This window comes from Rubrivivax gelatinosus IL144 (assembly GCF_000284255.1).
GTDB lineage: Bacteria > Pseudomonadota > Gammaproteobacteria > Burkholderiales > Burkholderiaceae_C > Rubrivivax > Rubrivivax gelatinosus_A.
Genome location: NC_017075.1, coordinates 1,555,897 through 1,579,469 on the forward strand (window position 1 = coordinate 1,555,897; position 23,573 = coordinate 1,579,469).

Below are 23,573 nucleotides of genomic sequence, written 5' to 3' on the forward strand. Positions count from 1 at the left end.
ACCCGATGGAGAGCGAAATGAAAGACAGCTTCGTTGCCCGTGCCGCCGCCTTCGGTCTGGCCGCGCTGATGACCCTGGGCGTGCTGGAGAGCGTGGACTTCCTCGCCACCCCGCAGGCCACCGCCTCGGCCGGCCAGCTGGCTGCCGTGCCGGCGCCGCGCGCCTGAGGCGCTCAGCGCCGCCGCACCACCAGTTCCGCGTACCCCGTCGCCGTGTCGGGCTCGCGCGAGAAAGCCCAGTCGGGCAACAACACGAGCAGCACTTCGGCCGTCGTCAGCACGATAGCGCCGTAGCCCAGATGGCCGCCGAGCACGCGGCCCGCCGCGTCGGAGACGCTGGCATGCAGGTGCGACGCCCCGGGCGCCACGCTGCCGGCCAGCGTCAGCAGCTCGACGCTGCCTTCGGGCGCCACCGTCGTCTCGGCGCCGGCCAGCCGCAGCACGGCCGGCTGCAGGCTGCCGATGCCTTGCAGCACGAAGCCGGCCTCGGCGCCGTGTTCGGCCAGCGCCGCTTCCAGCGCACGCCGCAGGTCGGCGCCGGGCGCCAGCCGCAGCGGCAGCGTCTTCATGCCGCTTCGGCCGCCGCCAGGCGCGCCAGCACCGCGTCGGCCACCGCCAGTGGCTGCTCCATCGGGATCAGGTGCGTGCCGGCGATCCACTCGACCTGGCCGCGCGTGATCGCGCGGGTGGCCGCCAAGCCGACCTGGCGCACCTCGGCCGACTGCGTGCCGCCGATGAAGGCCACCGGGCAGCGCGGCGGATGCCGGTGCACCAGCTCGCCCAGGTGGTGCGGCAGCGTGTTGTAGAAGCGCGTCTCGACGTCGCGGTGGAAGGCCAGACGCACGCCGCCGGTCGGGTCAGGCTCGGTGCCGTGGGCGATGTAGTCGGCCAGCACGCGCGGGTCCCAGCGTGCGAACACCGCCTTCTTCGCGAAGTGCTCCAGCGCCGCCTCGGCCGAGGGCCAGTGCTGGCGCCTCGCCTTGGACACCTTGCCCGGCGAGATGCGGCCGATCAGCCGGGTCGCCTTGGCCACCTGCACGCTGTGCGCACGCCAGCCGGCGAGCACCGGCGAATCGAGCATCACGACCGAGGCGGCGATCTCGGGCCGCCGGCAGGCCGCCATCAGGCTCAGGTAGCCGCCCAGCGAGTGGCCGACGAAGTGCACGCGCCGGCCCGGCGCCGCCTGGTCGACGAAGTCCAGCAGCTGGCGCGCGATGTGCGGCCAGTTGCCGGTGACGGGGTAGCGCGGGTCGTGGCCGACCTTGGGCAGCGCCAGCACCTCGTGCCCGGCGGCGCGCCAGTGCGCGAACAGCACGCCGTAGCTGCCGGCCGGAAAGCCGTTGGCGTGCGAGAAGACGATGGGGGAATGCTCCGTGGCCATCTGCAGTATTCGTGGACGGCGAATGATCGTCGACAACCGGGACGCGGAGCACGTCTCCGGCGGGACAGGCGGCCGCGGCGCGGCCGTGGATCAGACGATCCTCTCTCCAGGGTGCGTGATTTTCCGCATCGGCTCGTAGCGCGAATGGCGCGACAGCAGCGGGTGAGCGGTGTCGCCGCCGTCCCAGCGCGGGTCGTCGATCGACTCGAAGACTTCGCGCAGGCGCTGGCCCCAGGTGCTGCGGATCATGCGGAAGTACGGGTTCTGCTCGTCGATGCAGACGTGGTCGCCCGAGGACAGCGCGCCGGCGCGGTAGACCATCAGGTCCAGCGGCAGGCCGACCGAGAGGTTGGACTTCAGCGTCGAGTCCATCGACACCAGCGCGCACTTGGCGGCTTCGTCCAGCGGTGTGGACGGCGTCAGCACGCGGTCGAGGATGGGCTTGCCGTACTTGCTCTCGCCGATCTGGAAGAAGCAGGTCTCGCGCGTGGCCTCGATGAAGTTGCCGGCCGAATAGACCAGGAACATGCGCATCGCCTCGCCGCGGATCTGGCCGCCGAAGATCATGCTGGTGTTGAAGTCGACGCCGGCAGCCTTCAGCGACGGGCCGTCCTGCTGGTAGACACGGCGCACCGCGGCGCCGAGCACGCGCGTGGCGTCGAACATGCTGCGCGCGTTCCAGATCGTCAGCGGTTCCTCGTCGCCGTTGTCCAGCTTCTCGACCTGCAGGATCTCGCGCACGCTCTGGCTGATGCTCAGGTTGCCGGCCGACAGCATCACCATGAAGCGGTCGCCGGGGCGCTCGTAGATCATCATCTTGCGATAGGTGCTGATCTGGTCGAGGCCCGCGTTGGTGCGCGAGTCGGAGAGGAAGACGAGCCCGGCTTCGAGCCGGATGCCGACGCAGTAAGTCATGCCTGGAGTAACGGGTGCGGTGGCCCGGGCTTGAGCGCGATGGGAGGCGGCAAGCGTAACAGGGCGTCGCTCTCGGCGCGCCCCCTTTGTTGCCGCCGCCGGCCGCGCGGCGTGAAGCGCCTCGCGCTTCAGCCGAGCAAGGCCTTGAGCTTGTAGAGCGCGTCCAGCGCCTCGCGCGGCGCCAGGCGGTCGGGGTCGATCCCGGCCAGCGCCGCTTCCACCGCCGAAGGCTCGGGCGCTGCGGCGGCCGGCGGCGGCGCGAACAGGTCGACCTGGGCATGGCCGGCCTGGGCCTTGGCTTCCAGCGCCTCCAGCGTCGCACGCGCCTGGCGGATCACCGCCGCCGGCATGCCGGCCAGGCGCGCGACCTGCACGCCGTAGCTGCGGCTGGCCGGGCCGGGTTCGATCTGGTGCAGGAAGACGATGTCGTGCCCGCTCTCGACGGCACCGACGTGCAGGTTCAGCGCGCGCTCGTGCTCGGCCGGGAACTCGGTGAGCTCGAAGTAGTGCGTCGCGAACAGCGTGAAGCTGCGGTTGCGGTCGTGCAGCTGGCTGGCGATGGCCGCGGCCAGCGCCAGGCCGTCGAAGGTGCTGGTGCCGCGGCCGATCTCGTCCATCAGCACCAGGCTGTGCTCGGTGGCGGTGTGCACGATGGCCGCGGCCTCGGTCATCTCGAGCATGAAGGTCGACTGCGCGTTGGCCAGGTCGTCGGCGGCGCCGATGCGGGTGTGGATCGCGTCGACCGGCCCCAGCCGGCAGGCCGTGGCCGGCACGTACGAGCCCATCGCCGCCAGCAGCACGATCAGCGCCACCTGGCGCATGAAGGTGCTCTTGCCGCCCATGTTGGGGCCGGTGATGACCAGCAGCTTGGTCTTCGCGTCGAGCCGGCAGTGGTTGGCGATGAAAGGCCCGGCGCCGGTCTCGCGCAGCCGCGCCTCGACGACCGGATGGCGGCCGGCCTCGATCTCGATGCAGGGGTAGGGCACGAACTCCGGCCGGCACCAGCCCAGCGCCGCGGCACGTTCGGCCAGCGTCGCCAGCGCGTCCAGCGAGGCCAGCGCGCGCGCCAGCGCGGTCAGCGGCGGCAGCAGCGGCTGCAGCGCGTCGAGCACCTGCTCGTAGAGCCACTTCTCGCGCGCCAGCGCACGTTCCTGCGCCGACAGCGCCTTGTCCTCGAAGGCCTTCAGCTCGGGCGTGATGTAGCGCTCGGCGTTCTTCAGCGTCTGGCGGCGCTGGTAGTCGGCCGGCACCTTGTCGCGGCCGGAACTCGTGACCTCGATGTAGAAGCCGTGCACCTTGTTGAACTGCACGCGCAGGTTGCCGATGCCGGTGCGGGCGCGTTCGCGCGCTTCCAGGTCGAGCAGGAAGGCGTCGCAGTTCTGGCTGATCGCGCGCAGCTCGTCGAGCTCGGCGTCGACGCCGGCGGCGATGACGCCGCCGTCGCGCAGCATCACCGCCGGCTCCTCGGCGATGGCCGACAGCACGTTGGCGATGCCGTCGTCGGGCGCCAGCGCGGCGTCGAACTCGGCGAGCAGCGGCGCGCCGGCCGGCACCGCGCCGCGCAGCGCCGGCAGGCCCAGCAGCGTCGCGCGCAGGCCCGACAGCTCGCGCGGGCGCACCTGGCGCAGCGCGATGCGCGCGGTGATGCGCTCGACGTCGCTGACGCCGCGCAGCGCGTCGCGCAGCGGCTCGAAGCTCCGGTCCATCAGGCAGGCGATGGCTTCGTGGCGCGCGCGCGCCTCGCTGCGGTCGCGCTGCGGATGCGTCAGCCAGTGGCGCAGTCGGCGGCTGCCCATGCCGGTGCGGCAGGTGTCCAGCAGCGACAGCAGCGTCGGGCTGTCCTCGCCGCGCAGCGTCTGCACCAGCTCGAGGTTGCGGTGCGTGGCCGGCGGCAGCTCGATCAGCTCGCTGGAGCGCGGCACGGCGACGCTGCGCAGATGCGCCAGCGCGCGCCCCTGGGTGTGTTCGGCAAAACTCAGCAGCGCCGCGGCGGCGGCATGCGCGACCTTCAGTTCCTGGGCGCCGAAGCCGGCCAGCGTCGCGACCTGCAGCTGCTCGCGCAGCTTGCGTTCGCCCAAAGCCGACTCGAACTGCCAGGCCGGGCGCGCCGTGCGTGCGCAGGGCGCCTGGGCCAGCGCCGCCGGCAGCTCGCCGCTGCCGTCGTGCAGCAGCTCGGCCGGCTGCAGCCGCGCCAGCCAGCCGGCGAGTTCACGTTCGGCGCATTCGGTGAGCCCGAGCTCGCCGCTGGCCAGGCCCAGCCAGGCCAGGCCCCAGCTGTTGCGCTGGCGGTGCACGGCCAGCAGCAGCGTGTCGCTGCGTTCGGCCAGCAGCTCGCTGTCGGTCACCGTGCCCGGCGTGACGACGCGCACCACCTTGCGTTCGACCGGGCCCTTGGCGGCGCCGACCTCGCCGACCTGCTCGGCGATCGCTACCGCCTCACCCAGCTTCAGCAGGCGCGCGAGGTAGGCGTCGACCGAATGCACCGGCACGCCGGCCATCACCACCGGCTCGCCGGCGCTCTGGCCGCGTGTCGTCAGCGTGATGTCCAGCAGCCGGTTGGCCTTGCGCGCGTCGTCGTAGAAGAGCTCGTAGAAATCGCCCATCCGGTAGAAGACGAGCGTGTCGGGGAACTCCGCTTTGATGCGCAGGTACTGCGCCATCATCGGCGTGTGCGCGGCCAGGGCCGCGTCGTCGAGCGCGTCGGGGCGGCGCAGCGGCGGGGAAGCGTCGGTCATTCGGGGCGCGTGGAGCGGGAAAGCGGCGCGCCGGGCGCCGCGGTCTCGGATGTCAGACCGGGGCGTCGCCCGGCTTGGCCAGGTCGACCTTGCGGATGCGCGTCGGGCGCTTCTTCTCGGCCGGGGCGGCCGGTGCCGGCGTGACGGCGGCGACGAAGGCGTCGGTCGCGTCGGGCTGCGCGTCGGCGGCGGCCGGCGCGGCCTCGGGTTCCTTGATGATGCGGGTGTACGGCGCCAGGACCTGCACCAGCTGGCCGTAGACCTTCGGGTTGCCGGCGACGACTTCGCGCTGATACAGGAAGTCGGCTTCGCCGGTGAAGTTGCCGATCAGGCCGCCGGCCTCGGTGATCATTAGCGAGCCTGCGGCGATGTCCCAGGGGCTCAGACCGGTCTCGAAGAAGCCGTCGTAGTAGCCTGCGGCGACGTAGCACAGGTCCAGCGCGGCGGCGCCCGGGCGGCGCAGGCCGGCGCAGCTCTGCATCACCTCCTCGAACATCTTCACGTAGCGCTTGAAGTTGTCGCCCTTGCGGAACGGGAAGCCGGTGCCGACGAGCGAGTCCGACAGCCGCGTGCGCTTGGAGACCCGCAGACGACGGTCGTTGAGGAAGGCGCCGCGGCCGCGCGAGGCGTAGAAGAGGTCGTTGCGCGTCGGGTCGTAGACGACGGCCTGCTGCACCACGCCGCGGTGGGCCAACGCGATCGACACCGCGTAGACCGGGAAGCCGTGCAGGAAGTTGGTCGTGCCGTCCAGCGGGTCGATGATCCAGACGAACTCGCTGTCGCGCGAGCCGTGTTCGCGGCCCGACTCCTCGGCCAGGATGCCGTGGCCCGGGTAGGCGTCCAGCAGCGTGTCGATGATGGCCTGCTCGGCCGCGCGGTCGACCTCGGTGACGAAGTCGTTGGGGCCCTTGCTGCCGACCTTCAGCACGTCCAGATCCAGCGCCGCCCGGTTGATGATGGAACCTGCCGCGCGGGCCGCCTTCACGGCGATGTTGAGCATGGGATGGATCGCGGTCGACATGGGCAGGGCCTGTTCGTAGGGGAGTGGGGGCGGGGCGGGATGAAAGAGCGGTGCGCGCCCGGGGCGGCGACAATGCGCGCCCCGCAGCGTGTGCAACCCGGCATTTTAACGGCGATGACCGACCCGACCCGATTCGTTCTCGTGGAAACCAGCCATGCCGGCAACGTCGGCGCCGCTGCGCGTGCGATGAAGGTGATGGGCTTCACGGATCTTGTGCTGGTTCGCCCGCGCTGGGCCGACGTGCTGCAGCGCGAGGAGACGCTGGCGATGGCCAGCGGCGCCACCGACGTGCTCGCCGGCGCGCGTGTCGTCGCCACGCTGGCGGAGGCGCTGGACGGCGTGACGCACGCCTGCGCGACGGCGATGACGCCGCGCGACTTCGGCCCGCCGACGGCGGCCCCACGCCCGCACTTCGCCGAGCTGGCCGCACGCGGCGACGACCGCGTGGCCTTCGTCTTCGGCCCCGAGCGCACGGGGCTCGCCAACGACGACGTCTACCGCTGCCACGTCTGCCTCTCGATCCCGACGCACCCCGACTACGGCTCGCTGAACCTGGCCCAGGCGGTGCAGATCCTGGCCTACGACTGGCGCCAGGCGCAGGGCGGTTTCCCGGTCGTCGCACGCACCGCCGACCCGCGCCTGGCCGATGCCGCGGCGGTGCAGGGCGTGCTCGAGCACTGGCAGCGCACGCTGGTCGAGATCGGTTTCCTCGACCCCGAGGCACCGAAGAAGCTGATGCCGCGGCTCAACCAGCTGGCCAACCGTATGCGTTTGACGCATGAAGAAGTGCAGATCCTGCGAGGAATCGCACGTGCGGCTACACTGAAACGCGACTGATTCCCCCCGGAGCCCACCCTCATGTTCGCCCGTCTGCGAGAGGACATCGCCTGCATCCGCGAGCGCGATCCCGCCGCCCGTTCGACGTGGGAGGTGCTGACCTGTTATCCGGGCCTGCATGCGCTGGTGATGCACCGGCGCGCGCACTGGTGCTGGCTGCATGGTTTCCGCTGGCTGGCGCGTTTCATCTCGCACGTCTCGCGCTGGGCCACCGGCATCGAGATCCACCCCGGCGCGACGATCGGCCGCCGCGTCTTCATCGACCACGGCATGGGCCTGGTGATCGGCGAAACGGCCGAGGTCGGCGACGAGTGCACGCTCTACCACGGCGTGACGCTGGGCGGCACCTCGCTGGAGCGTGGCGCCAAGCGCCACCCGACGCTGGGCCGCGGCGTCATCGTCGCCGCCGGTGCCAAGGTGCTGGGCGGCTTCACCGTCGGCGACGGCGCGCGTGTCGGCTCCAACGCCGTGCTGCTGCAGCCGGTGCCGCCGGGCGCCACCGCGGTCGGCATCCCGGCGCGCATCGTAGTCAAGCACGCCGACGCCGAGCGCGAGGAACGTGCCGCGCGCCTGGGCTTCTCGGCCTACGGCGTCACGCAGGGCGACGACCCGGTGTCGCTGGCGATGAAGGGCCTGATCGACAGCGCCTCGGGCCACGAGCACCAGATCGCGCTGCTGTGGCAGGCGATCGAGAAGCTGGCCGCCCGTTCGCGCGAACTGCCGGCCGCCGACTGCGTGCCGCAGGACGCGCACACGACCGAGCGTTTCGACGCCGACCGCCTGAACCGCCTCGTGAAGTGATTCAGGCCGAGGCCGGCCGCTGTGCGGACTTCGGTCTGAACGCGGCGCAGCGCGCCGGGTCGGTCTCCAGGTACGGCCCGCCGATCAGGTCGATGCAGTAGGGCACCGCGGAGAAGATGCCGCGCACCGGCGGTGTCGCCTGCGGCAGGCCTTCCAGCGTCTCGGCGATGGCCTTGGGCTGGCCGGGCAGGTTGAGGATCAGCGCCTGGCCACGCACCACCGCCGTCTGGCGCGACAGGATCGCCGTCGGCACGAAGGCCAGGCTGATCTGGCGCATCTGCTCGCCGAAGCCCGGCAGCTCGCGTTCGGCGACGTCGCGTGTCGCCTCGGGCGTCACGTCGCGCGGCGCCGGGCCGGTGCCGCCGGTGGTCAGCACCAAGGCGCAGCCGCGCTCGTCGACCAGTTCACGCAGCGTCGCGGCGATCAGCGGCCGTTCGTCGGGGATCAGCCGTTCCTCCCATTCGACCGGGTTGCGCAGCGCCGCCGACAGCCAGGCGCGCAGCGCCGGCAGGCCCTTGTCCTCGTAGACGCCGGACGAAGCCCGGTCGCTGATCGAGACCAGGCCGATGCGCACGGGGTCGAGCGCGCTCACACCGCGTCCCCGATGAAGGGCTTGAGGAACTGGAACAGCTCGCGGAAGTTCTTCGTCTGGCGCTGCTCGACGCTGGCGGCGGCGTCGCGGCGCGCGGCGCGCACCAGGCTGCGCAGGCGCTGCACGTCGGTCTCGGGATGGGCCTGCACCCAGCGCTCGACGGCGCTGTCGTCGGCGATCAGCTCGCTGCGCCAGCGTTCGACCTCGTGCAGCTTCAGCGTCTCGCGCGCCGAGCCCAGCGCGGCGGCGGCGACGGCCTCGCGCAGCACGGCTTCGTCGGCCGAGCGCATCAGCTTGCCGACGTACTGCATCTGGCGGCGCCGGCCTTCGTGCGAGCGCGTGCGGCGGTATTCCTCGATCGCGTCGCGCAAGGCCTCGGGCATCTCGGTGGCGGCCAGGCGCTCGTCGGACAGCGCCGCGAGTTCGACGCCCAGCGCCTGCAGGTCGTGCGACTTCTGCTTGAGCTGGGTCTTGCTGGGGCGATCGTCGTCGTCGGCGTCGTTGCCGCCGCCGTAGGGGAGTTCGAGGCCGCGGTGCGGGGCTGCGCGTCGGGTCATCGCGGTCAGGGTCTTGGAAGCGGGCCGGTATCATAGTCGGGCGCCCCTTTCTCGCACTTCCGAGCCGGTTCCGGCCCGTTCCTCCCCACGATGACGACCTCCAGCGCCCCCGGCTTCGCCTACCGCCGCGAACAGTTCCAGCAGATCGTCGACGACGTTCTCTCCCGGGCGAAGAAGCTCGGCGCCAGCGACGCCGGCGTCGAGGTCTCCGAAGGCGTCGGCCTGTCGGTCTCGGTGCGCAAGGGCGAGCTCGAGAACGTCGAGCGCAACCAGGACAAGTCGCTGGGTGTCAGCATCTACCTCGGCCACCGCCGCGGCAACGCCAGCACCTCGGACTTCTCGCCCGCGGCGATCCAACGCACCGTGCAGGCGGCCTACGACATCGCGCGCTTCACCGCCGAAGACCCGGTGGCCGGTCTGCCCGACGAGCAGGACCTGGCCACGGCCGAAGAGGCCGCGCGCGACCTGGACCTGTTCCATCCCTGGGCGATCGACGCCGCCGGCGCCGCCGAGCTGGCGCGGCGCTGCGAGGCTGCGGCCTTCGCCGTCGACCGCCGCATCACCAATTCCGAAGGCGCCGGCGTCTCGGCGCAGCAGTCGCACTTCTGGGCCGGCAACACGCGCGGCTTCCGCGGCGGCTACGCCAGCTCGCGCCACTACCTGTCGGTGGCGCCGATCGCCTCGCTGCCCGGCCGCCGCCACGACATGCAGCGCGACGCCTGGTACAGCTCGATGCGCGACGCCAGCGAGCTGGCCTCGCCCGAGGCCGTCGGCCGCTACGCCGCCGAACGCGCGCTGTCGCGGCTCAAGTCGCGCCGCGTCGCCACCGCCGAGGTGCCGGTGCTGTTCGAGTCGACCGTCGCGGCCGGGCTGCTGGGCGCCTACGTGCAGGCGACCTCGGGCGGCGCGCTGTACCGCAAGGCCAGCTTCCTGCACGGCTGCCTGGGCGAGAAGGTGCTGCCGGCGCACGTCGACATCGTCGAGGACCCGCACGCCGCCAAAGGCAAGGGCAGCGCGCCCTTCGACGACGAAGGCGTGCGCACCTCGGGCCGCCGCGTCGTCGACGCCGGCGTCGTGCAGGGCTACTTCCTGTCGAGCTACTCGGCACGCAAGCTGGGCCTGCGCACCACCGGTAACGCCGGCGGCTCGCACAACCTGGCGATGACCAGCCGGCTGACGCAGCCGGGCGACGACCTCGACGCGATGCTGCGCCGCCTGGGCCGCGGCCTCTTCGTCACCGAGCTGATGGGCCAGGGCCTGAACTACGTCACCGGCGACTACTCGCGTGGTGCCGCCGGCTACTGGGTCGAGGACGGCCGCATCGCCTTCCCGGTGCACGAGGTGACGATCGCCGGCAACCTGCGCGAGATGCTGGCCGGCATCGCCGCGATCGGCTCGGACGTCTACGTGCAGGGCAGCAAGGCCGTCGGCTCGGTGCTGATCGAGCGCATGAAGCTGGCGGGCGCCTGACGTTGTTGCGGCGCGCCAGCGCCGCCCCCCTGAACGGGAAAACCCCCCGGAGGCCCTGGGGGGCGCTGCCTAGAATCCTGCGCACCCGAACCCTTCAGCGTTCTCGGGATCAGGAGACAGCTTCATGGAACGTCGTTCCTTCGTCCGAGGCGCCGGCCTGGCCGGCGTGCTCGCCGCCGGCAGCGCGCCGGCCATCGTGCATGCGCAGGCCAACATCCGCTGGCGCCTGGCGTCGAGCTTTCCGAAGTCGCTCGACACCATCTTCGGTGCGGCCGAACTGTTCGCCAAGCGTGTCGGCGAGATGTCGGGCGGCAAGTTCCAGATCTCGGTGCACGCCGGCGGCGAGCTGATGCCGCCGTTCGGCGTCGTCGACGGCGTGCAGAACGGCACCGTCGAGATGGCGCACACGGCGCCGTACTACTTCGTCGGCAAGGACATCACCTTCGCGCTGGGCACGGCGATCCCCTTCGGCCTGAACTCGCGCCAGATGACGGCCTGGATGTACGAAGGCAACGGCCTGACGCTGATGCGCGAGTTCTACGCCGCGTACAACATCGTCAACTTCCCCGGCGGCAACACCGGCGCGCAGATGGGCGGCTGGTTCCGCAAGCCGATCACCAAGCTGGCCGACATGAAGGGCCTGCGCTTTCGAACCGTCGGCGTCACCGGCCAGGTGATGGAGCGCCTGGGTGTGGTCGTGCAGGCGCTGCCCGGCGCCGAGATCTACCAGGCGCTGGAAAAGGGCACGATCGACGCCGCCGAGTGGGTCGGCCCCTACGACGACCTGAAGCTGGGCTTCAACAAGGTGGCGCCGCACTACGCCTACCCGGCCTGGTGGGAAGGCGGCCCGCAGCTGGACTTCTTCATCAACAGCAAGGCCTTCGCCGGCCTGTCGGCCGAGTACAAGGCGATGGTGCAGGCGGCGGCCTCCGAGGCCCACGTCGACATGCAGGCCAAGTACGACGCGCGCAACCCGAACGCGCTGCGCCAGCTGGTGGCCGGCGGCACCAAGCTGTTCCGCTTCCCGAAGGACGCGATGGACGAGGCCTTCAAGCAGGCGATGGGCCTGTACGCCGAGCTGTCGACCAAGAACCCGGCGTGGAAGAAGGTCTACACCGACTACTCCAAGTTCCGCAGCGAGCAGAACCTGTGGTGGCGTTTCGCCGAAGCCGGCTTCGACAGCTACATGCAGGCGCAGAAGATCTGAGGCCGCGCGGCCGCACCCAAGCGGCCCGCAGCGCAACGAGAAAGGCCCGCCGTGGCGACACGGCGGGCCTTTTGCTTGGGCGGCCCGGTGACCTACTTGCCGGGCGCGCTGGCCGGCGTGCCGAACAGATCGTCCAGGTTCTCGGTGCTGTCGTCGCGGTTCTCCGCCGGCGGCTGGGCCTCGATGACGATGTTGCTGGTGTCCAGCGCGGCCTTCTTGTCCAGCCCGCCCGAGACCAGGTTCGGGAAGGCGATGACCAGCGCGACCATGATGATCTGGATGATCACGAACGGGATCGCGCCGCGGTAGATCTGCCCGGTCGTCACTCGCCCGATGCGCCGCCCGGTCGGGCGATCGACGTAGTCCTCGGCCGGCGCCACGCTGCGCAGGTAGAACAGCGCGAAGCCGAACGGCGGGTGCATGAACGAGGTCTGCATGTTGATCGCCAGCAGCACGCCCAGCCAGACGAGGTCGATGCCCAGCTTGTCGGCCACCGGCGCCAGCAGCGGCACGACGATGAACGCGAGCTCGAAGTAGTCGAGGAAGAACGCGAGCACGAAGATCAGCACGTTCACCGCGATCAGGAAGCCGACCTGGCCGCCGGGCAGGCCGGTCAGCAGGTGCTCCACCCACTTCGGCCCTTCGACGCCCTGGAAGGTCAGGCTGAAGACCGTCGAGCCGATCAGGATGAACATCACGAAGCACGACAGCTTCATCGTCGTGTCCATCGCCTGGCGCAGCAGTGGCAGCGACAGGCGCCGGCGCCCGACGGCCATCGCCAGCGCGCCGACGGCGCCCATCGCGCCGCCTTCGGTCGGCGTCGCGATGCCCAGGAAGATCGTGCCCAGCACCAGGAAGATCAGCGCCAGCGGCGGGATCAGCACGAAGGTCACGCGCTCGGCCATGCGCGACAGCAGCCGTGCCCGCGCGACGTGGTTGAGCACCGAGAGCGCGAAGGCGATGCCGACGCCCACCGACATCGACAGCACGATCAGCTCGTCGGTCGGCATCTCGTCGGGCCGGGTCTTGGCGAAGGCGATCGCGGCGGCCAGCGAGACCAGCGTCAGCACGCCCAGCGAGCGCAGCCCGGAGCTGCCGTCGTCCTCGCGGATCGTGCGCGCCTCGGCCGGCAGCGCCGGCACCCAGGCCGGGCGCAGGAAGGCCACGCCGATGACGTAGAGCACGTACAGCCCGGTGAGCACGAAGCCGGGGATGAACGCGCCCTTGTACATGTCGCCGACGCTGCGGCCGAGCTGGTCGGCCATGATGATCAGCACCAGCGACGGCGGAATGATCTGTGCCAGCGTGCCCGAGGCGGCGATGACGCCGCTGGCCACGCGCCGGTCGTAGCCGTAGCGCAGCATGATCGGCAGCGAGATCAGGCCCATCGAGATCACCGAGGCGGCGACGACGCCGGTGGTCGCCGCCAGCATCGCGCCGACGAAGATCACCGCGAACGCGAGCCCGCCGCGCACCGGGCCGAAGAGCTGGCCGATGGTGTCGAGCAGGTCCTCGGCCATGCCCGAGCGCTCGAGGATCAGGCCCATGAAGGTGAAGAAGGGCACCGCCAGCAGCGTGTCGTTCTGCAGGATCCCGAAGATGCGCAGCGGCAGCGCCTGCATCAGCGACGGCGGCAGCAGGCCCAGCTCGATGCCGATGAAGCCGAAGACCAGGCCGCAGGCGGCGAGCGAGAACGCGACCGAGTAGCCGACCAGCAGGAACAGCACCAGGCCGGCGAACATGATCGGGGCCATGTTGGCCGAGATGAACTCGATCACTTCTTCGCCCCCTCGGCCTGTTCACGGAGGAAGGCGGCGAGTTCCTCCTCGTCGCTCTTGTCCTTGCCGCGCCGCCCCGGGTCGGGCGCCTGGCCGCGCAGGAAGGCGATGCGTTTGATGAGCTCGGAGATGCCTTGCAGCATCAGCAGCGAGAAGCCGGCCGGCACCAGCGCGTAGACCGGCCAGCGGATCAGGCCGCCGGCGTTGGACGACATCTCCTGGGTCTCGTAGGCCTTGACGACCAGCGGCAGCACCAGGTCGATGACGAGAAAGCCGAAGGGCATCAGAAAGAGCAGGATGCACACCGACTCGACGACGACCTGGGTGCGGCGCGTGAAGCGACCGAGCACGACGTCGATGCGCACGTGCTCCTGGCGCAGCAGCGTGTAGCCCGCGGCGAGCAGGAACACGGCGGCGAACAGGTACCACTGGATCTCGAGAAAGGCGTTCGAGCTGGCGGCGAAGACCTTGCGTGCGACGGCGTTGGTCGCGCTGATCAGCACCATCGCCAGCACGAGCCAGGCGAGGTGGCGGCCGACGAACTCGTTGAGCGCGTCGATCAGCCGGGACAGGCGGAGTAGGGCGGACACGTCGTCTCCAGTGGCGGCCGCTGGCCGCCGCTTGCGTCCGGTGGGCCGGACGTCGTCTCGTGATGCCGGGCGTGCGCCGGCGTGGCCAGGCTCAGAGGGCCGTGGCCAGCTGGTACAGCCGTGCCGACCGGCTGCCGGAGCGGCAGAACATCAGCAGAGGCCGTGGCAGCTCGCGCAGCAGCGCGGCGCAGGCGGCGATCTCTTCGGGCGACTGGTAGCCGCCGTCGACCGGCAGGTGCCGGTACTCCAACCCCGCCGCGCGGGCCGCGGTCTCGATCTCCGCGCTGCTGGGTTGACCGGGCCCGTGTTCGTGGTCGGGCCGGTTGTTGATGACGCTCCTGAACCCGGCGCTGGCCGCCTCGGCCATCGCTTCCGGACTGAGTTGGGGAGCGACGTAGACGTCTGGGGCGATCGCGCGCAGGGCTGGGGCGTTCATGCCCCTTACTTTGCCAGAGCCTGCTTGACCGCGGCGGAGACCAGCGCCATTTCCGCCTTCCCCGCGAGCCGGGTCTTGGCAGCGCCCATCACGCGGCCCATGTCACCCGGGCCGGCGGCGCCGAGTTCGGCCACCAGCGCCGCGATCTCGGCGGCGATCTGCTCGGCCGACAGGCGTTGCGGCACGTAGGCTTCGAGCACCGTGATCTCGGCGCTTTCCTTGGCCACGAGGTCGGGGCGGCCGCCTTGCTCGAAGGCGACGACCGAGTCCTTGCGCTGCTTGATCAGCTTGTCGACGATGGCGATGACCGCCGCGTCGTCCAGCGTCACGCGCTCGTCGACCTCGCGCTGCTTGATCGCCGCCTGCAGCATGCGGATCGTCGAAAGCTTCGCGCTGTCCTTGGCCCGCATCGCGGCCTTCATGTCTTCGCTGATCCGTTCCTTCAGGCTCATGTCTTCGTCTTTCGTCTGACAAAAAGGAAAAGCCCGCAGCGGCGTCCCGCGCGGGCTGTTCGGTGTGGCGCGCGGCCGAAGCTCTTAGTAGAGCTTCTTCGGCAGCTGCATGCTGCGCACGCGCTTGAAATGACGCTTCACCGCGGCGGCCTTCTTGCGCTTGCGCTCGGCCGTGGGCTTCTCGTAGAACTCGCGCGCACGCAGTTCGGTCAGCAGACCGATCTTTTCGATGGTGCGCTTGAAGCGGCGCAGGGCAACGTCGAACGGCTCGTTCTCTTTGACGCGGATGGTGGTCATGTAAGCAGGGATCCCGTGTGGTGTGTGCGCTCGGTGTCTCGGCGGTTCTGGGCTGGCCCAGGCGGCCCGAGATCGACACGCTAGGTGTTTGCCAGCAAAGCGCGCGATTCTAACCGGTTCCTGCCGGGCTTGCCAAGCGCGGCGGCCCCAGGCCGCTCAGACCGCAGCGCCGGCGGCCTCGCAGACGGCCAGCGGCGCCTCCATTTCCTCGAGCGCGCCGAGGATGCACTGCACCTGGCGCGTCAGCGGTGCCGGCGCGGGTTTCTCGCCGCTCAACACCGACTGGATGTAGAGCGCCGTCGTCGCCGCGTCGATCTCGCGCGGCAGCACCGGCAGCTCGGTGACGACGCCTTCGTGCGCCGGCATCGACCACTCGCTGCGCAACTGGCCGCCGATCCAGGTCTCCATTCGCGGCTGGCGGCGCGGGTCGGCGGCGACCTCGCCTTCGGTGCCGCGCAGCAGCATCGCGTCGATGCGCTCGCGCTGCGCCCAGGCGCCCATCAGCGCGCCGAACTCCGGGTGGGTGAAGCTGGCCAGCCGCAGCACGCGTGCACCGCTGCAGGGGTTGAGCATCTTGGCGACCGTGTGGCCGCTGTTGCGCACGCCGACGCTCCAGCGCACGTCCAGCAGTCGCTGCAATGCCGGGCTCAGCGTCGCCGTGCTCACGAAAGCCGGCTCGCGCCGCGCCCAGAAGGCGTGCACGTCGCCCTCGTCCTGCGCCACCGGCATGCCCAGGTCGCGGAAGATCGCCGCCGTCGTCACCCGGGTCGGGTCCTGCGAAGGGCCGTGCACCAGCACGCGCGCGCCTTCCTGGGCCAGCGTCATCGCCAGCAGCGGCGTCAGGTTGGGCAGGCGCCGGGCGCCGTTGTAGGTCGGGATGACGACCACCGGACGTTCGCTGCGAAAGCGGGTGATGCGCGCCTGCGCGGCGGCGAGGAAGCCGACCAGTTCGTCCAGCGTCTCGCCTTTCATGCGCATCGCCAGCGCGAAGGCACCGACCTCGAGGTCCGAGGCCTGGCCGTCGAGCACCGCGCTCATCAGCGTGTCGGCGGCCTCGACCGACAGCGAACGGGCGCCGTTGGCTCCGCGGCCGATCTCCTTGATGTAGCTGGCGATGCCCATGTTTCGTGTCTCCCTAGTTTCAGTTTCGCAAGTTCCGGACCGATGCACCGCTTCTGCCGCGAGGAGTGGGCCTATTGGGGAGCGGCTGGACAGCGGCCGCAATCGGGCCCGATACGGGGTGCGTGGGCCTCCGGCGCTGGCCGGCGCGCGGTCCCGCGGCTGGTGCGGCGGCGCGTCTGCTGGTGCGCGACCGCCCTGTCCAGGGGAAGGCCGCGCGAGCTAGGGGTCCGCTTGCGTCAAAATTGGTGTTTTGCTTGATGCCGTCTGCCGCAGTCGGCGGCTTCCGGCTCTCGCGAAACGAATACCGCCCATGACCGACGTGATCGATTCCGGCCTTGCCGACGCCCGCGTGCCCGCTGCGCTGGCCTCGCTGCTGGACGCTTGGCTGCAGCGCGACGGCGCCCTGGCCGCCATCAAGGACGCGGCCAGCGGACGCTACGAGTTCGCCAACGCCGCGCTGCTGCGTTTCCTGGGCCGCGAGGCCGAGGCCGTCATCGGCCACACCGACGCCGAGCTGTTCGACGCGCCGGTCGTCGGCGCGCTGCGTGCGGCCGACCAGTCGGCGCTGCTGCACGGTGCACCGTTCAGCAGCGAACACCGCATCGAGCGCGACGGCCAGCGCCACGACTTCTCGGTCCTGCGCATCGTCGACGAGCAGGACGGCCGCCGGCGCATCGCCGCGCTGTGGATCGACCTGGCGCCGCAGCGCCACCAGCAGACGCAGCTCGCCACCGCGCTGGCGCAGATCGAGCAACTGCAGAAAGCCAACGAGTCGCTGCGCCGCGAACTTGCCGACCAGGCGCTGCGCGACCCGGCCTCGGGCCTGTACACGCGGGCCCACTTCGAGGACCAGCTGCGCCGCGAGGTCGACCTGTCGACGCGCGAGCACCGCGAGTTCTCGATCGTCTTCATCGAGCTCGACCCGCTGGCCGACGCGGTGCGTGCGCACGGCGAGGCCGCGCACAAGCGCATCCTCGAGGCGCTGGGTCGGCTGCTGCGCAGCGGCACGCGCGCGATGGACGCCTCGTGCCGGCTCGACGACCGCCGCTTCGCGGTGCTCCTGTCGGGCGTCGGTCTGGCCACCGCGCACTCGCGCATGGAGAGCATCCGCCGCCAGTGCGCGTCTCAGATCGTCGTGCTCGACGGCCAGGAGCTGACGTTCACGGTGTCGATGGGCATCGCCAGCTTCCCGCACACCGCGCACACGCGCGAGGAACTGCTGGGCGCCTGCGAGACCGCGATCGCCGAGGCCCGCCGCCGCGGCGGCAACCACGTCACGCTGGCGGCGATCCCGTTCGAGCCGCGCTGAGCGCGCTCAGGCGAAGGCCCTCGTGGCCATGTAGCCCGCGAGCGAGAACAGCAGCACCGCGAAGATCCGCCGCAGCCGGCGCTGGTCCATGCGCTGCGCCGCGCGTGCGCCCACCGGCGCCAGCGTCACGCTGGCCGCCGAGACGATGACCAGCGCCGGCAGGTACAGGTAGCCGAAGGCGCCGGGCAGCGCCGGCGGCAGCGCTCGCCCGGCGATCAGGTAACCGGCGACGTTGGCCAGCGCGATCGGGAAACCGAGCGCGGCGCTGGTCGCGATGGCCTGACGCAGCGGCACGTTGCACCAGCTCATGAACGGCACCGACAGGAAACCGCCGCCGGCGCCCAGCAGCCCGGACACCAGGCCGATGCCCGAGCCCACCGCCGCCTGGCCTGCCGCGCCCGGCATCGCCCGCGAGGCACGCGGCTGGGCCCCGCGCAGCATCTGCACCGCCGAAACGCCGATGAAGACGGCGAAGAACAGCGCCAGCCCGCGCCCCTTGGCGAGCGCGAAGACGCCAGCGCCCGAGGCCAGTCCGCCGAGCACGATGCCCGGCGCGATGCCGCGCACGTAGTCCCATCGCACCGCGCCGTGGCGGTGGTGGGCGCGCATGCTCGACAGCGAGGTGAAGACGATGGTCGCCATCGAGGTCGCGATCGCCATCTTCACCGCCAGGCCGGGCTCGACGCCGCGCTGCGACAGGATCGCGGTCAGAAAGGGCACCATCGTCATGCCACCGCCGACGCCCAGAAGCCCGGCGACGAAACCGGTGGCGACGCCGAGCGCGATCAGCTCGGCGACGAGCAGGACGCCGAACTCCACGCCGGCGTCAACGCTCGAGCCGGGCCAGCACGGCGGCCCATTCGGCGTCGTCGACCTCGGTGATCGACAGCCGGTTGCCCGGCTGCAGCACGCGCATCGTCGCCAGTTCCGGCGCCTGGCGCATCTCGCGCAGGCTCAAGAGCCGCGTCTTGCGCACCAGCTCGACCTCGACCTGCAGCCAGCGCGGCTTGTCGCGTGTGCTCTTCGGGTCGTGATAGGGGCTTGCCGGGTCGAACTGGGTCTCGTCGGGCACCGCCGCGCCGACGATGCGCGCCAGGCCGGCGATGCCGGGTTCGGCGCAGGACGAGTGATAGAAGAGCACGTCGTCGCCCGGGCGCATCGCGTCGCGCATGAAGTTGCGCGCCTGGTAGTTGCGCACGCCGGTCCAGGGCAGGCGCCGGTCGGGCGCGGCGGCGAGGTCGTCGATCGAGGCCTCGTCGGGCTCGCTCTTCATCAGCCAGTGGCGCGCCATGCGATGGACCGTCGCGGGGAGATCGGGGAGGGGGAGGGTGTCCGCCGCGCGCTCGGGGGCCGCATTCCTGAAGAACCCATGGGGAACGTTCAGGTGGGCGAGGTCAGCCAAGCTTCGGGCTCATCTGACGCGAGACGTTCACACCAGCGAGGCGATGTTCCAAGCCCATGGTCAAAGACCATCGGATCGAGGAAATCTAGACCCGCGCACGCGCGACGGACAGGTCCATTCTAGTCGGCCGCCTCGCGGCCCGGATGCGAAAAGGGCTACAGAAGATGCCCGTCTTCGCCGAGCGCGGCGTCGAGGCGGCGCACCAGGGCGTCGATCGCCTCGGTGTCGGCGGCGGACGTCGCCGTGGCGGCTTCCGGCTGCGGTGCGGGCGCCGGCGCGGGCGCAGGGGCCGGCGCATTGCCGCGCTCGGCGATCTGGTAGGCCAGGTTCAGCGCCGCGAGCACGGCGATGCGCTCGCGCGCCTTGACCTTGCCGGCGTCGCGGATGGCGCTCATCTCGCGGTCGACCGCGGCGACGGCTGCGGCCAGCAGCGTCTCGCCGCCTTCCGGGCAGCCCAGGATGTAACCCTGGCCGAGGATCGTGACTTCGACCTGCTTCATGCGCCTTCTCCGGGCGCCGGTGCCGCCGGCGGCGTGGCCGGCAGGCGTTCGATCAGCGCGTCGATGCGCGCGCGTGCCGCAGCCAGCCGCGACACCAGGCTGTCGCGCTCGGCCGTCACCGCGGCCAGCCGGGCCTCGAGCAGCGCGTTCGAGCGCTTCAGTTCCTCGTGTCTCAACACGAGGCGATCGACACGCTCGCTCAAATCCTGCAGGTTGCCCATCTTCGACGCCTATCCCTCCGCGGGCATTGTAGAAGCAGCGGTGTCACACCAGCGGCGCACCGCGCAGCGTTCGCACTGCGGCCGCCTCGCCTGGCAGACGTAGCGGCCGTGCAGGATCAGCCAGTGGTGCGCGTCGACCGCGTACTTCGCCGGCACGCGCTCCAGCAGCTTCAGCTCGACGGCCAGCGGGTTCTTGCCCGGCGCCAGCCCGGTGCGGTTGGCGACGCGGAAGATGTGCGTGTCCACCGCCATCGTCGGCTCGCCGAAGGCGACGTTGAGCACGACGTTGGCCGTCTTGCGGCCGACGCCGGGCAGCGCCTCCAGCGCTTCGCGCGAGCGCGGCACCGCGCCGCCGTGCTGCTCGACGAGGATGCGGCAGGTCTGGACCAGGTTCTTCGCCTTGGTGCGGAACAGGCCGATCGTGCGGATCAGCTCGGTGACCTGCTCCAGCCCCAGATCCAGCATGCGCTGCGGCGTCGGCGCCAGCGCGAACAGGCGCTTCGTCGCCTTGTTGACGCCGGCGTCGGTGGCCTGCGCCGACAGCAGCACCGCGCACAGCAGCTCGAAGACGCTGGTGAACTCGAGCTCGGTCTGCGGCGACGGGTTGGCCGCGGCCAGCGTCGCGAAGAAGGGTTCGATCGCGTCGTCGTGCATCAGGCTTCCTGGCGCCGGGCGCGGGCCCGCGCCAGCGCGGCTTCGATGACCGCGCGTTTGCGGTCGATCGCCGCCGGGTCGGTGAGCCGGGTCTGGTTCGGCAGGTCGGCGAGTTTGGCCGCGGCCTTGGCGGCCAGGCGGTCGTCGTTCTCGCGCTTGTCGCGGTCCAGCCGCGTGCGGCGGGCGGCGTAGCGGGTGCGTGCCTCGTCGGCCTGGGCGGCGCTCCAGGCGGCCCAGCCGCTGACGCCGGGCGTCGCGTCGACCATGGCGATGCAGTCGACCGGGCAGGCCGGAAGGCACAGCCCGCAGCCGGTGCACAGCGTGTCGATCACGGTGTGCATGCGTTTGGGCGCGCCGACGATGCAGTCCACCGGGCAGGCCTTGATGCACAGCGTGCAGCCGATGCACCAGCTCTCGTCGACGACGGCCAGGCCGCGCGGGCCCTCGGCGCCGTGCGCCGGGTCCAGCGGGCGCGGTTCGACGCCCAGCAGCGCGGCCAGCCGCGCGACGCCTTCGGCGCCGCCGGGCGGGCAGCGGTCGAGGGTGGCGCTGCCGGCGGCCAGCGCTTCGGCATAGGCGCAGCAGTCGGCGTAGCCGCAGCGCGTGCACTGCGTCTGCGGCAGGGCGGCGTCGAGTCGGTCGGCGAGGGCGGCGAGGGCGGCGGTCACCGCCGGATTATCGGGCGGCCGCGCGCGGCGCCGGCTTGTCGAAGCGGGCGATGAAGCTGCGCAGCTCGGGGTAGACCTTCTCGCGCCAGCGCCGGCCCGAGAAGATGCCGTAGTGGCCCGCGCCTTCGACGTCGTAGTGGAACTGGCGCGTTCGCGGGATGCCCGAGCACAGGTCGTGCGCGGCGCGCGTCTGGCCGGCGCCCGAGATGTCGTCGAGCTGGCCTTCGACGGTCAGCAGCGCCGTCGTCTTGATGTCCTGCGGCCGCACGAGCTGTCCGTGCACGTCCCAGGTGCCGTTGACCAGCGCGAAGTCCTGGAAGACGGTCTTGATCGTGTCCAGGTAGTACTCGGCCGGCATGTCGAGCACGGCGTTGTACTCGTCGTAGAACTTGCGGTGCGCCTCGGCGCTGTCCTCGTCGCCACGCACGAGATCGAGGAAGTAGTCGTAGTGGCTGCTGACGTGGCGGTCGGGGTTCATCGCCACGAAGCCCGAGTGCTGCAGAAAGCCCGGATACACCGCGCGCCCGGCGCCCGGGTAGTTGCTCGGCACGCGGTAGATCACGTTGGCCTCGAACCAGGCGTGGCTCTTGTTCATCGCCAGGTTGTTCACCGCCGTCGGGCTGCGGCGCGCGTCGATCGGGCCGCCCATCATCGTCATCGTGCGCGGCGTCGCTTCGCCGCCGCTGGCCAGCAGCGACACCGCGGCGAGCACCGGCACCGTCGGCTGGCACACCGAGATGACGTGCACGTTCGGGCCGATCAGGCGGATGAAGTCCTGCACGTAGGCGACGTAGTCGGCGAGGTGGAACGGGCCCTCGTCCTCGGGCACCATGCGCGCGTCGGTCCAGTCGGTGATGTAGACCTTGTGGTCGTGCAGCAGGCTGGTGACGGTGTCGCGCAGCAGCGTCGAGTGGTGGCCCGACAGCGGCGCGACGACGAGCACCGTCGGCTGCGTCTTCATGCGCGCCAGCGCGTGCGGTTCGTCGCTGAAGCGCTTGAAGCGCAGCAGCCGGCAGAAGGGCTTGGCCAGCGCCACCTGCTCCTGCACCGCGACGGCGACGCCGTCGACGGTGGCCGAGGTGATGCCGAACTCGGGCTTCTCGTATTCCTTGGCCAGCCGGTGCAGCAGGTCGAAGCCGGCGGACACGCGCTGCGCCATCGGCGTGTGCGCGAACGGCGACAGCGGGTGGTCGTAGAGCTTGGCGGTGGCGGCCGCGAACTCCGCGAACGGCGCCATCAGCGCGCGTTGCGTCTCGTACAGGTGGTACAGCATGCTCGTCTCCCGTCCTCGCCGGCCGCATTGTGCGGTGCAGCAATATTAGTCGGTCAACGAGCATCCTGCCGCGCAAAGCGGCCGGTGAAAACGCGGAAAACGCTCGGGTTCCGGCCGGTTGTCACCGGCCGGAGGGACTTCAGGCGACCTTGGCGATCGCCGCGGCGACGGCGTCGAGGTTCTTGCTGTTGAGCGCGGCGACGCAGATGCGGCCCGAATCGACGCCGTAGACGCCGAATTCGCTGCGCAGGCGCTGCATCTGCTCGGCCGACAGGCCCGAGTAGCTGAACATGCCCTTCTGGCGCGTGATGTAGGACAGGTCGCCCGGCACGCCGGCGGCGGCCAGCTTCTCGACCAGCGAGGCGCGCATCGCGCGGATGCGCAGCCGCATGCCGGCCAGCTCCTCTTCCCACTGCGCGCGCAGCGCCGGCGTCGTCAGCACGGTGGCCACGAGCTGGGCGCCGAAAGTCGGCGGGTTGGAGTAGTTGGTGCGGATGACGATCTTCAGCTGCGACAGCACGCGCGTGGTCTCGTCGCGGTCGGCGCAGACGACGCTGAGCGCGCCGACACGTTCGCCGTAGAGCGAGAAGCTCTTGGAGAACGAGGTCGAGACGAGGAACTGCAGGCCGCTGGCGACGAACTGGCCGATGACCGCGCCGTCCTCGGCGATGCCTTCGCCGAAGCCCTGGTAGGCCATGTCGAGGAAAGGCACGAGGCCGGCGGCCTGGCAGGCGGCGACGACTTCGGTCCACTGCGCCGGCGTCAGGTCGCAGCCGGTCGGGTTGTGGCAGCAGGCGTGCAGCACGACGATGGTGCCGGCCGGCGCGGCCTTCAGCGCGGCGAGCATGGCGTCGAAGCGGATGCCGCGCGTCGGCGCGTCGTAGTACGGGTAGGTCGAGACCTCGAAGCCGGCGTTGGTGAACAGCGCGCGGTGGTTTTCCCAGCTCGGGTCGCTGATCAGCACGCGTGCGCCCGGGTTCAGCTTCTTCAGCAGGTCGGCGCCGACCTTCAGCCCGCCGGTGCCGCCCAGCGCCTGCACGGTGGCCACACGGCCGGCCCGCAGCACCTCGCTGCCGGCGCCGAAGACGAGGCCCTGAACCGCCTTGTCGTAGGCGGCGATGCCGTCGATCGGCAGGTAGCCCTTGGGCTTGCTCGCTTCCAGCAGCTGCTTCTCGGCGGCGGCGACGCAGTCCAGCACCGGCAGCTTGCCGTTGTCGTCGAAGTAGACGCCGACACCCAGGTTCACCTTGGCCGGGTTCGGGTCGGCGGCGAACTGTTCGTTGAGACCGAGGATCGGGTCGCGCGGAGCCATCTGGACGGCGGCGAACACGGAGGCGGACATGGCGGTTTCCTGAG

At 71.0% G+C, this 23,573-nt stretch carries 27 protein-coding genes; 6 read left to right on the plus strand and 21 right to left on the minus strand.

What is annotated here, in order from left to right:
• Nucleotides 1-17: 17 nt before the first annotated feature.
• Entirely contained in the window at nt 18-167 is a 150-nt protein-coding gene (locus tag RGE_RS24375; protein ID WP_014427722.1) for a hypothetical protein, read from the plus strand.
• A 5-nt stretch (nt 168-172) separates the two neighbouring features.
• Here the strand turns inward: RGE_RS24375 and RGE_RS07430 are convergent, their stop codons facing one another.
• The 5 genes from RGE_RS07430 to RGE_RS07450 form a co-directional block, all read right to left on the minus strand.
• On the minus strand, nt 173-568 hold the full coding sequence (locus tag RGE_RS07430; protein ID WP_014427723.1) for a PPC domain-containing DNA-binding protein: 396 nt from the start codon (nt 566-568) through the stop codon (nt 173-175).
• Nucleotides 565-1,380: an alpha/beta fold hydrolase gene (locus RGE_RS07435; protein ID WP_014427724.1), complete on the minus strand. Its 816-nt coding sequence runs from the start codon at nt 1,378-1,380 to the stop codon at nt 565-567. Before RGE_RS07435 ends, RGE_RS07430 begins: the two co-directional genes overlap by 4 nt.
• Nucleotides 1,381-1,470: 90 nt before the next feature.
• A complete protein-coding gene (locus tag RGE_RS07440) occupies nt 1,471-2,295 on the minus strand; it encodes a proteasome-type protease (RefSeq protein WP_014427725.1) in 825 nt (274 codons plus the stop codon).
• A 128-nt stretch (nt 2,296-2,423) separates the two neighbouring features.
• Complete coding sequence (gene mutS, locus RGE_RS07445) at nt 2,424-5,030, minus strand: DNA mismatch repair protein MutS (RefSeq protein WP_014427726.1); 2,607 nt, start codon at nt 5,028-5,030, stop codon at nt 2,424-2,426.
• Between the two features lie 52 nt (nt 5,031-5,082).
• Entirely contained in the window at nt 5,083-6,051 is a 969-nt protein-coding gene (locus RGE_RS07450) for an inositol monophosphatase family protein (RefSeq protein WP_014427727.1), read from the minus strand.
• 114 nt (nt 6,052-6,165) lie between these two features.
• On the opposite strand from RGE_RS07450, the gene RGE_RS07455 reads away from it, so the two are divergent.
• Both RGE_RS07455 and cysE read left to right on the plus strand, forming a co-directional pair.
• Nucleotides 6,166-6,888, plus strand: coding sequence for an RNA methyltransferase (locus RGE_RS07455; protein ID WP_014427728.1), 723 nt, complete (start codon nt 6,166-6,168; stop codon nt 6,886-6,888).
• 21 nt (nt 6,889-6,909) lie between these two features.
• On the plus strand, nt 6,910-7,689 hold the full coding sequence (gene cysE, locus RGE_RS07460) for a serine O-acetyltransferase (RefSeq protein WP_014427729.1): 780 nt from the start codon (nt 6,910-6,912) through the stop codon (nt 7,687-7,689).
• Nucleotide 7,690: 1 nt separating this feature from the next.
• On the opposite strand, the gene mog is transcribed toward cysE, so the two are convergent.
• Nucleotides 7,691-8,281, minus strand: coding sequence for a molybdopterin adenylyltransferase (gene mog, locus RGE_RS07465; protein WP_014427730.1), 591 nt, complete (start codon nt 8,279-8,281; stop codon nt 7,691-7,693).
• Nucleotides 8,278-8,838 carry a ribosome biogenesis factor YjgA gene (gene yjgA / locus RGE_RS07470; RefSeq protein ID WP_014427731.1) on the minus strand — a complete coding sequence of 187 codons (561 nt, stop codon included), beginning with the start codon at nt 8,836-8,838 and terminating at the stop codon, nt 8,278-8,280. Before yjgA ends, mog begins: the two co-directional genes overlap by 4 nt.
• A 90-nt stretch (nt 8,839-8,928) precedes the next feature.
• On the opposite strand from yjgA, the gene pmbA reads away from it, so the two are divergent.
• Both pmbA and RGE_RS07480 read left to right on the plus strand, forming a co-directional pair.
• The gene (pmbA, locus tag RGE_RS07475; protein ID WP_014427732.1) at nt 8,929-10,308 is read left to right on the plus strand and encodes a metalloprotease PmbA; all 1,380 of its coding nucleotides are present in this window, start codon (nt 8,929-8,931) and stop codon (nt 10,306-10,308) included.
• A gap of 124 nt (nt 10,309-10,432) precedes the next feature.
• Entirely contained in the window at nt 10,433-11,515 is a 1,083-nt protein-coding gene (locus tag RGE_RS07480; RefSeq protein WP_014427733.1) for a TRAP transporter substrate-binding protein, read from the plus strand.
• Nucleotides 11,516-11,607: 92 nt separating this feature from the next.
• On the opposite strand, the gene RGE_RS07485 is transcribed toward RGE_RS07480, so the two are convergent.
• From RGE_RS07485 to ybiB, 6 genes are all read right to left on the minus strand, one after another.
• The gene (locus RGE_RS07485; protein ID WP_232505018.1) at nt 11,608-13,290 is read right to left on the minus strand and encodes a TRAP transporter large permease; all 1,683 of its coding nucleotides are present in this window, start codon (nt 13,288-13,290) and stop codon (nt 11,608-11,610) included.
• Nucleotides 13,290-13,883 carry a TRAP transporter small permease subunit gene (locus RGE_RS07490; RefSeq protein WP_014427735.1) on the minus strand — a complete coding sequence of 198 codons (594 nt, stop codon included), beginning with the start codon at nt 13,881-13,883 and terminating at the stop codon, nt 13,290-13,292. The genes RGE_RS07485 and RGE_RS07490 overlap by 1 nt, the downstream gene beginning before the upstream one ends.
• A 91-nt stretch (nt 13,884-13,974) precedes the next feature.
• Nucleotides 13,975-14,319 (minus strand): TIGR01244 family sulfur transferase, encoded by a 345-nt coding sequence (locus RGE_RS07495; RefSeq protein ID WP_014427736.1) that lies wholly within the window; start codon nt 14,317-14,319, stop codon nt 13,975-13,977.
• 5 nt (nt 14,320-14,324) lie between these two features.
• The gene (locus RGE_RS07500) at nt 14,325-14,771 is read right to left on the minus strand and encodes a GatB/YqeY domain-containing protein (protein WP_014427737.1); all 447 of its coding nucleotides are present in this window, start codon (nt 14,769-14,771) and stop codon (nt 14,325-14,327) included.
• A gap of 84 nt (nt 14,772-14,855) precedes the next feature.
• Complete coding sequence (gene rpsU, locus RGE_RS07505; RefSeq protein ID WP_009857718.1) at nt 14,856-15,068, minus strand: 30S ribosomal protein S21; 213 nt, start codon at nt 15,066-15,068, stop codon at nt 14,856-14,858.
• A gap of 156 nt (nt 15,069-15,224) precedes the next feature.
• Complete coding sequence (gene ybiB, locus RGE_RS07510) at nt 15,225-16,190, minus strand: DNA-binding protein YbiB (RefSeq protein WP_014427738.1); 966 nt, start codon at nt 16,188-16,190, stop codon at nt 15,225-15,227.
• A gap of 310 nt (nt 16,191-16,500) precedes the next feature.
• Between ybiB and RGE_RS07515 the strand changes: the two genes are divergently transcribed.
• Entirely contained in the window at nt 16,501-17,499 is a 999-nt protein-coding gene (locus tag RGE_RS07515; protein WP_014427739.1) for a GGDEF domain-containing protein, read from the plus strand.
• 6 nt (nt 17,500-17,505) lie between these two features.
• On the opposite strand, the gene RGE_RS07520 is transcribed toward RGE_RS07515, so the two are convergent.
• The 8 genes from RGE_RS07520 to RGE_RS07555 all read right to left on the minus strand — a co-directional run bounded on the left by RGE_RS07520 (nt 17,506) and on the right by RGE_RS07555 (nt 23,559).
• Entirely contained in the window at nt 17,506-18,318 is an 813-nt protein-coding gene (locus tag RGE_RS07520; RefSeq protein ID WP_014427740.1) for a sulfite exporter TauE/SafE family protein, read from the minus strand.
• Nucleotides 18,319-18,325: 7 nt separating this feature from the next.
• Nucleotides 18,326-18,790 carry an EVE domain-containing protein gene (locus RGE_RS07525; protein ID WP_014427741.1) on the minus strand — a complete coding sequence of 155 codons (465 nt, stop codon included), beginning with the start codon at nt 18,788-18,790 and terminating at the stop codon, nt 18,326-18,328.
• Nucleotides 18,791-19,056: 266 nt separating this feature from the next.
• Nucleotides 19,057-19,401 (minus strand): cell division protein ZapA, encoded by a 345-nt coding sequence (locus RGE_RS07530; protein ID WP_014427742.1) that lies wholly within the window; start codon nt 19,399-19,401, stop codon nt 19,057-19,059.
• A complete protein-coding gene (locus tag RGE_RS07535) occupies nt 19,398-19,622 on the minus strand; it encodes a hypothetical protein (protein WP_014427743.1) in 225 nt (74 codons plus the stop codon). The genes RGE_RS07530 and RGE_RS07535 overlap by 4 nt, the downstream gene beginning before the upstream one ends.
• A gap of 9 nt (nt 19,623-19,631) precedes the next feature.
• Complete coding sequence (nth, locus tag RGE_RS07540; RefSeq protein ID WP_014427744.1) at nt 19,632-20,276, minus strand: endonuclease III; 645 nt, start codon at nt 20,274-20,276, stop codon at nt 19,632-19,634.
• Nucleotides 20,276-20,944, minus strand: coding sequence for an electron transport complex subunit RsxB (rsxB, locus tag RGE_RS07545; RefSeq protein ID WP_014427745.1), 669 nt, complete (start codon nt 20,942-20,944; stop codon nt 20,276-20,278). Before rsxB ends, nth begins: the two co-directional genes overlap by 1 nt.
• 7 nt (nt 20,945-20,951) lie before the next feature.
• Entirely contained in the window at nt 20,952-22,217 is a 1,266-nt protein-coding gene (locus RGE_RS07550) for a polyhydroxyalkanoate depolymerase (RefSeq protein ID WP_014427746.1), read from the minus strand.
• A 139-nt stretch (nt 22,218-22,356) separates the two neighbouring features.
• On the minus strand, nt 22,357-23,559 hold the full coding sequence (locus RGE_RS07555; RefSeq protein WP_014427747.1) for an amino acid aminotransferase: 1,203 nt from the start codon (nt 23,557-23,559) through the stop codon (nt 22,357-22,359).
• Between the last annotated feature and the right edge of the window lie 14 nt (nt 23,560-23,573).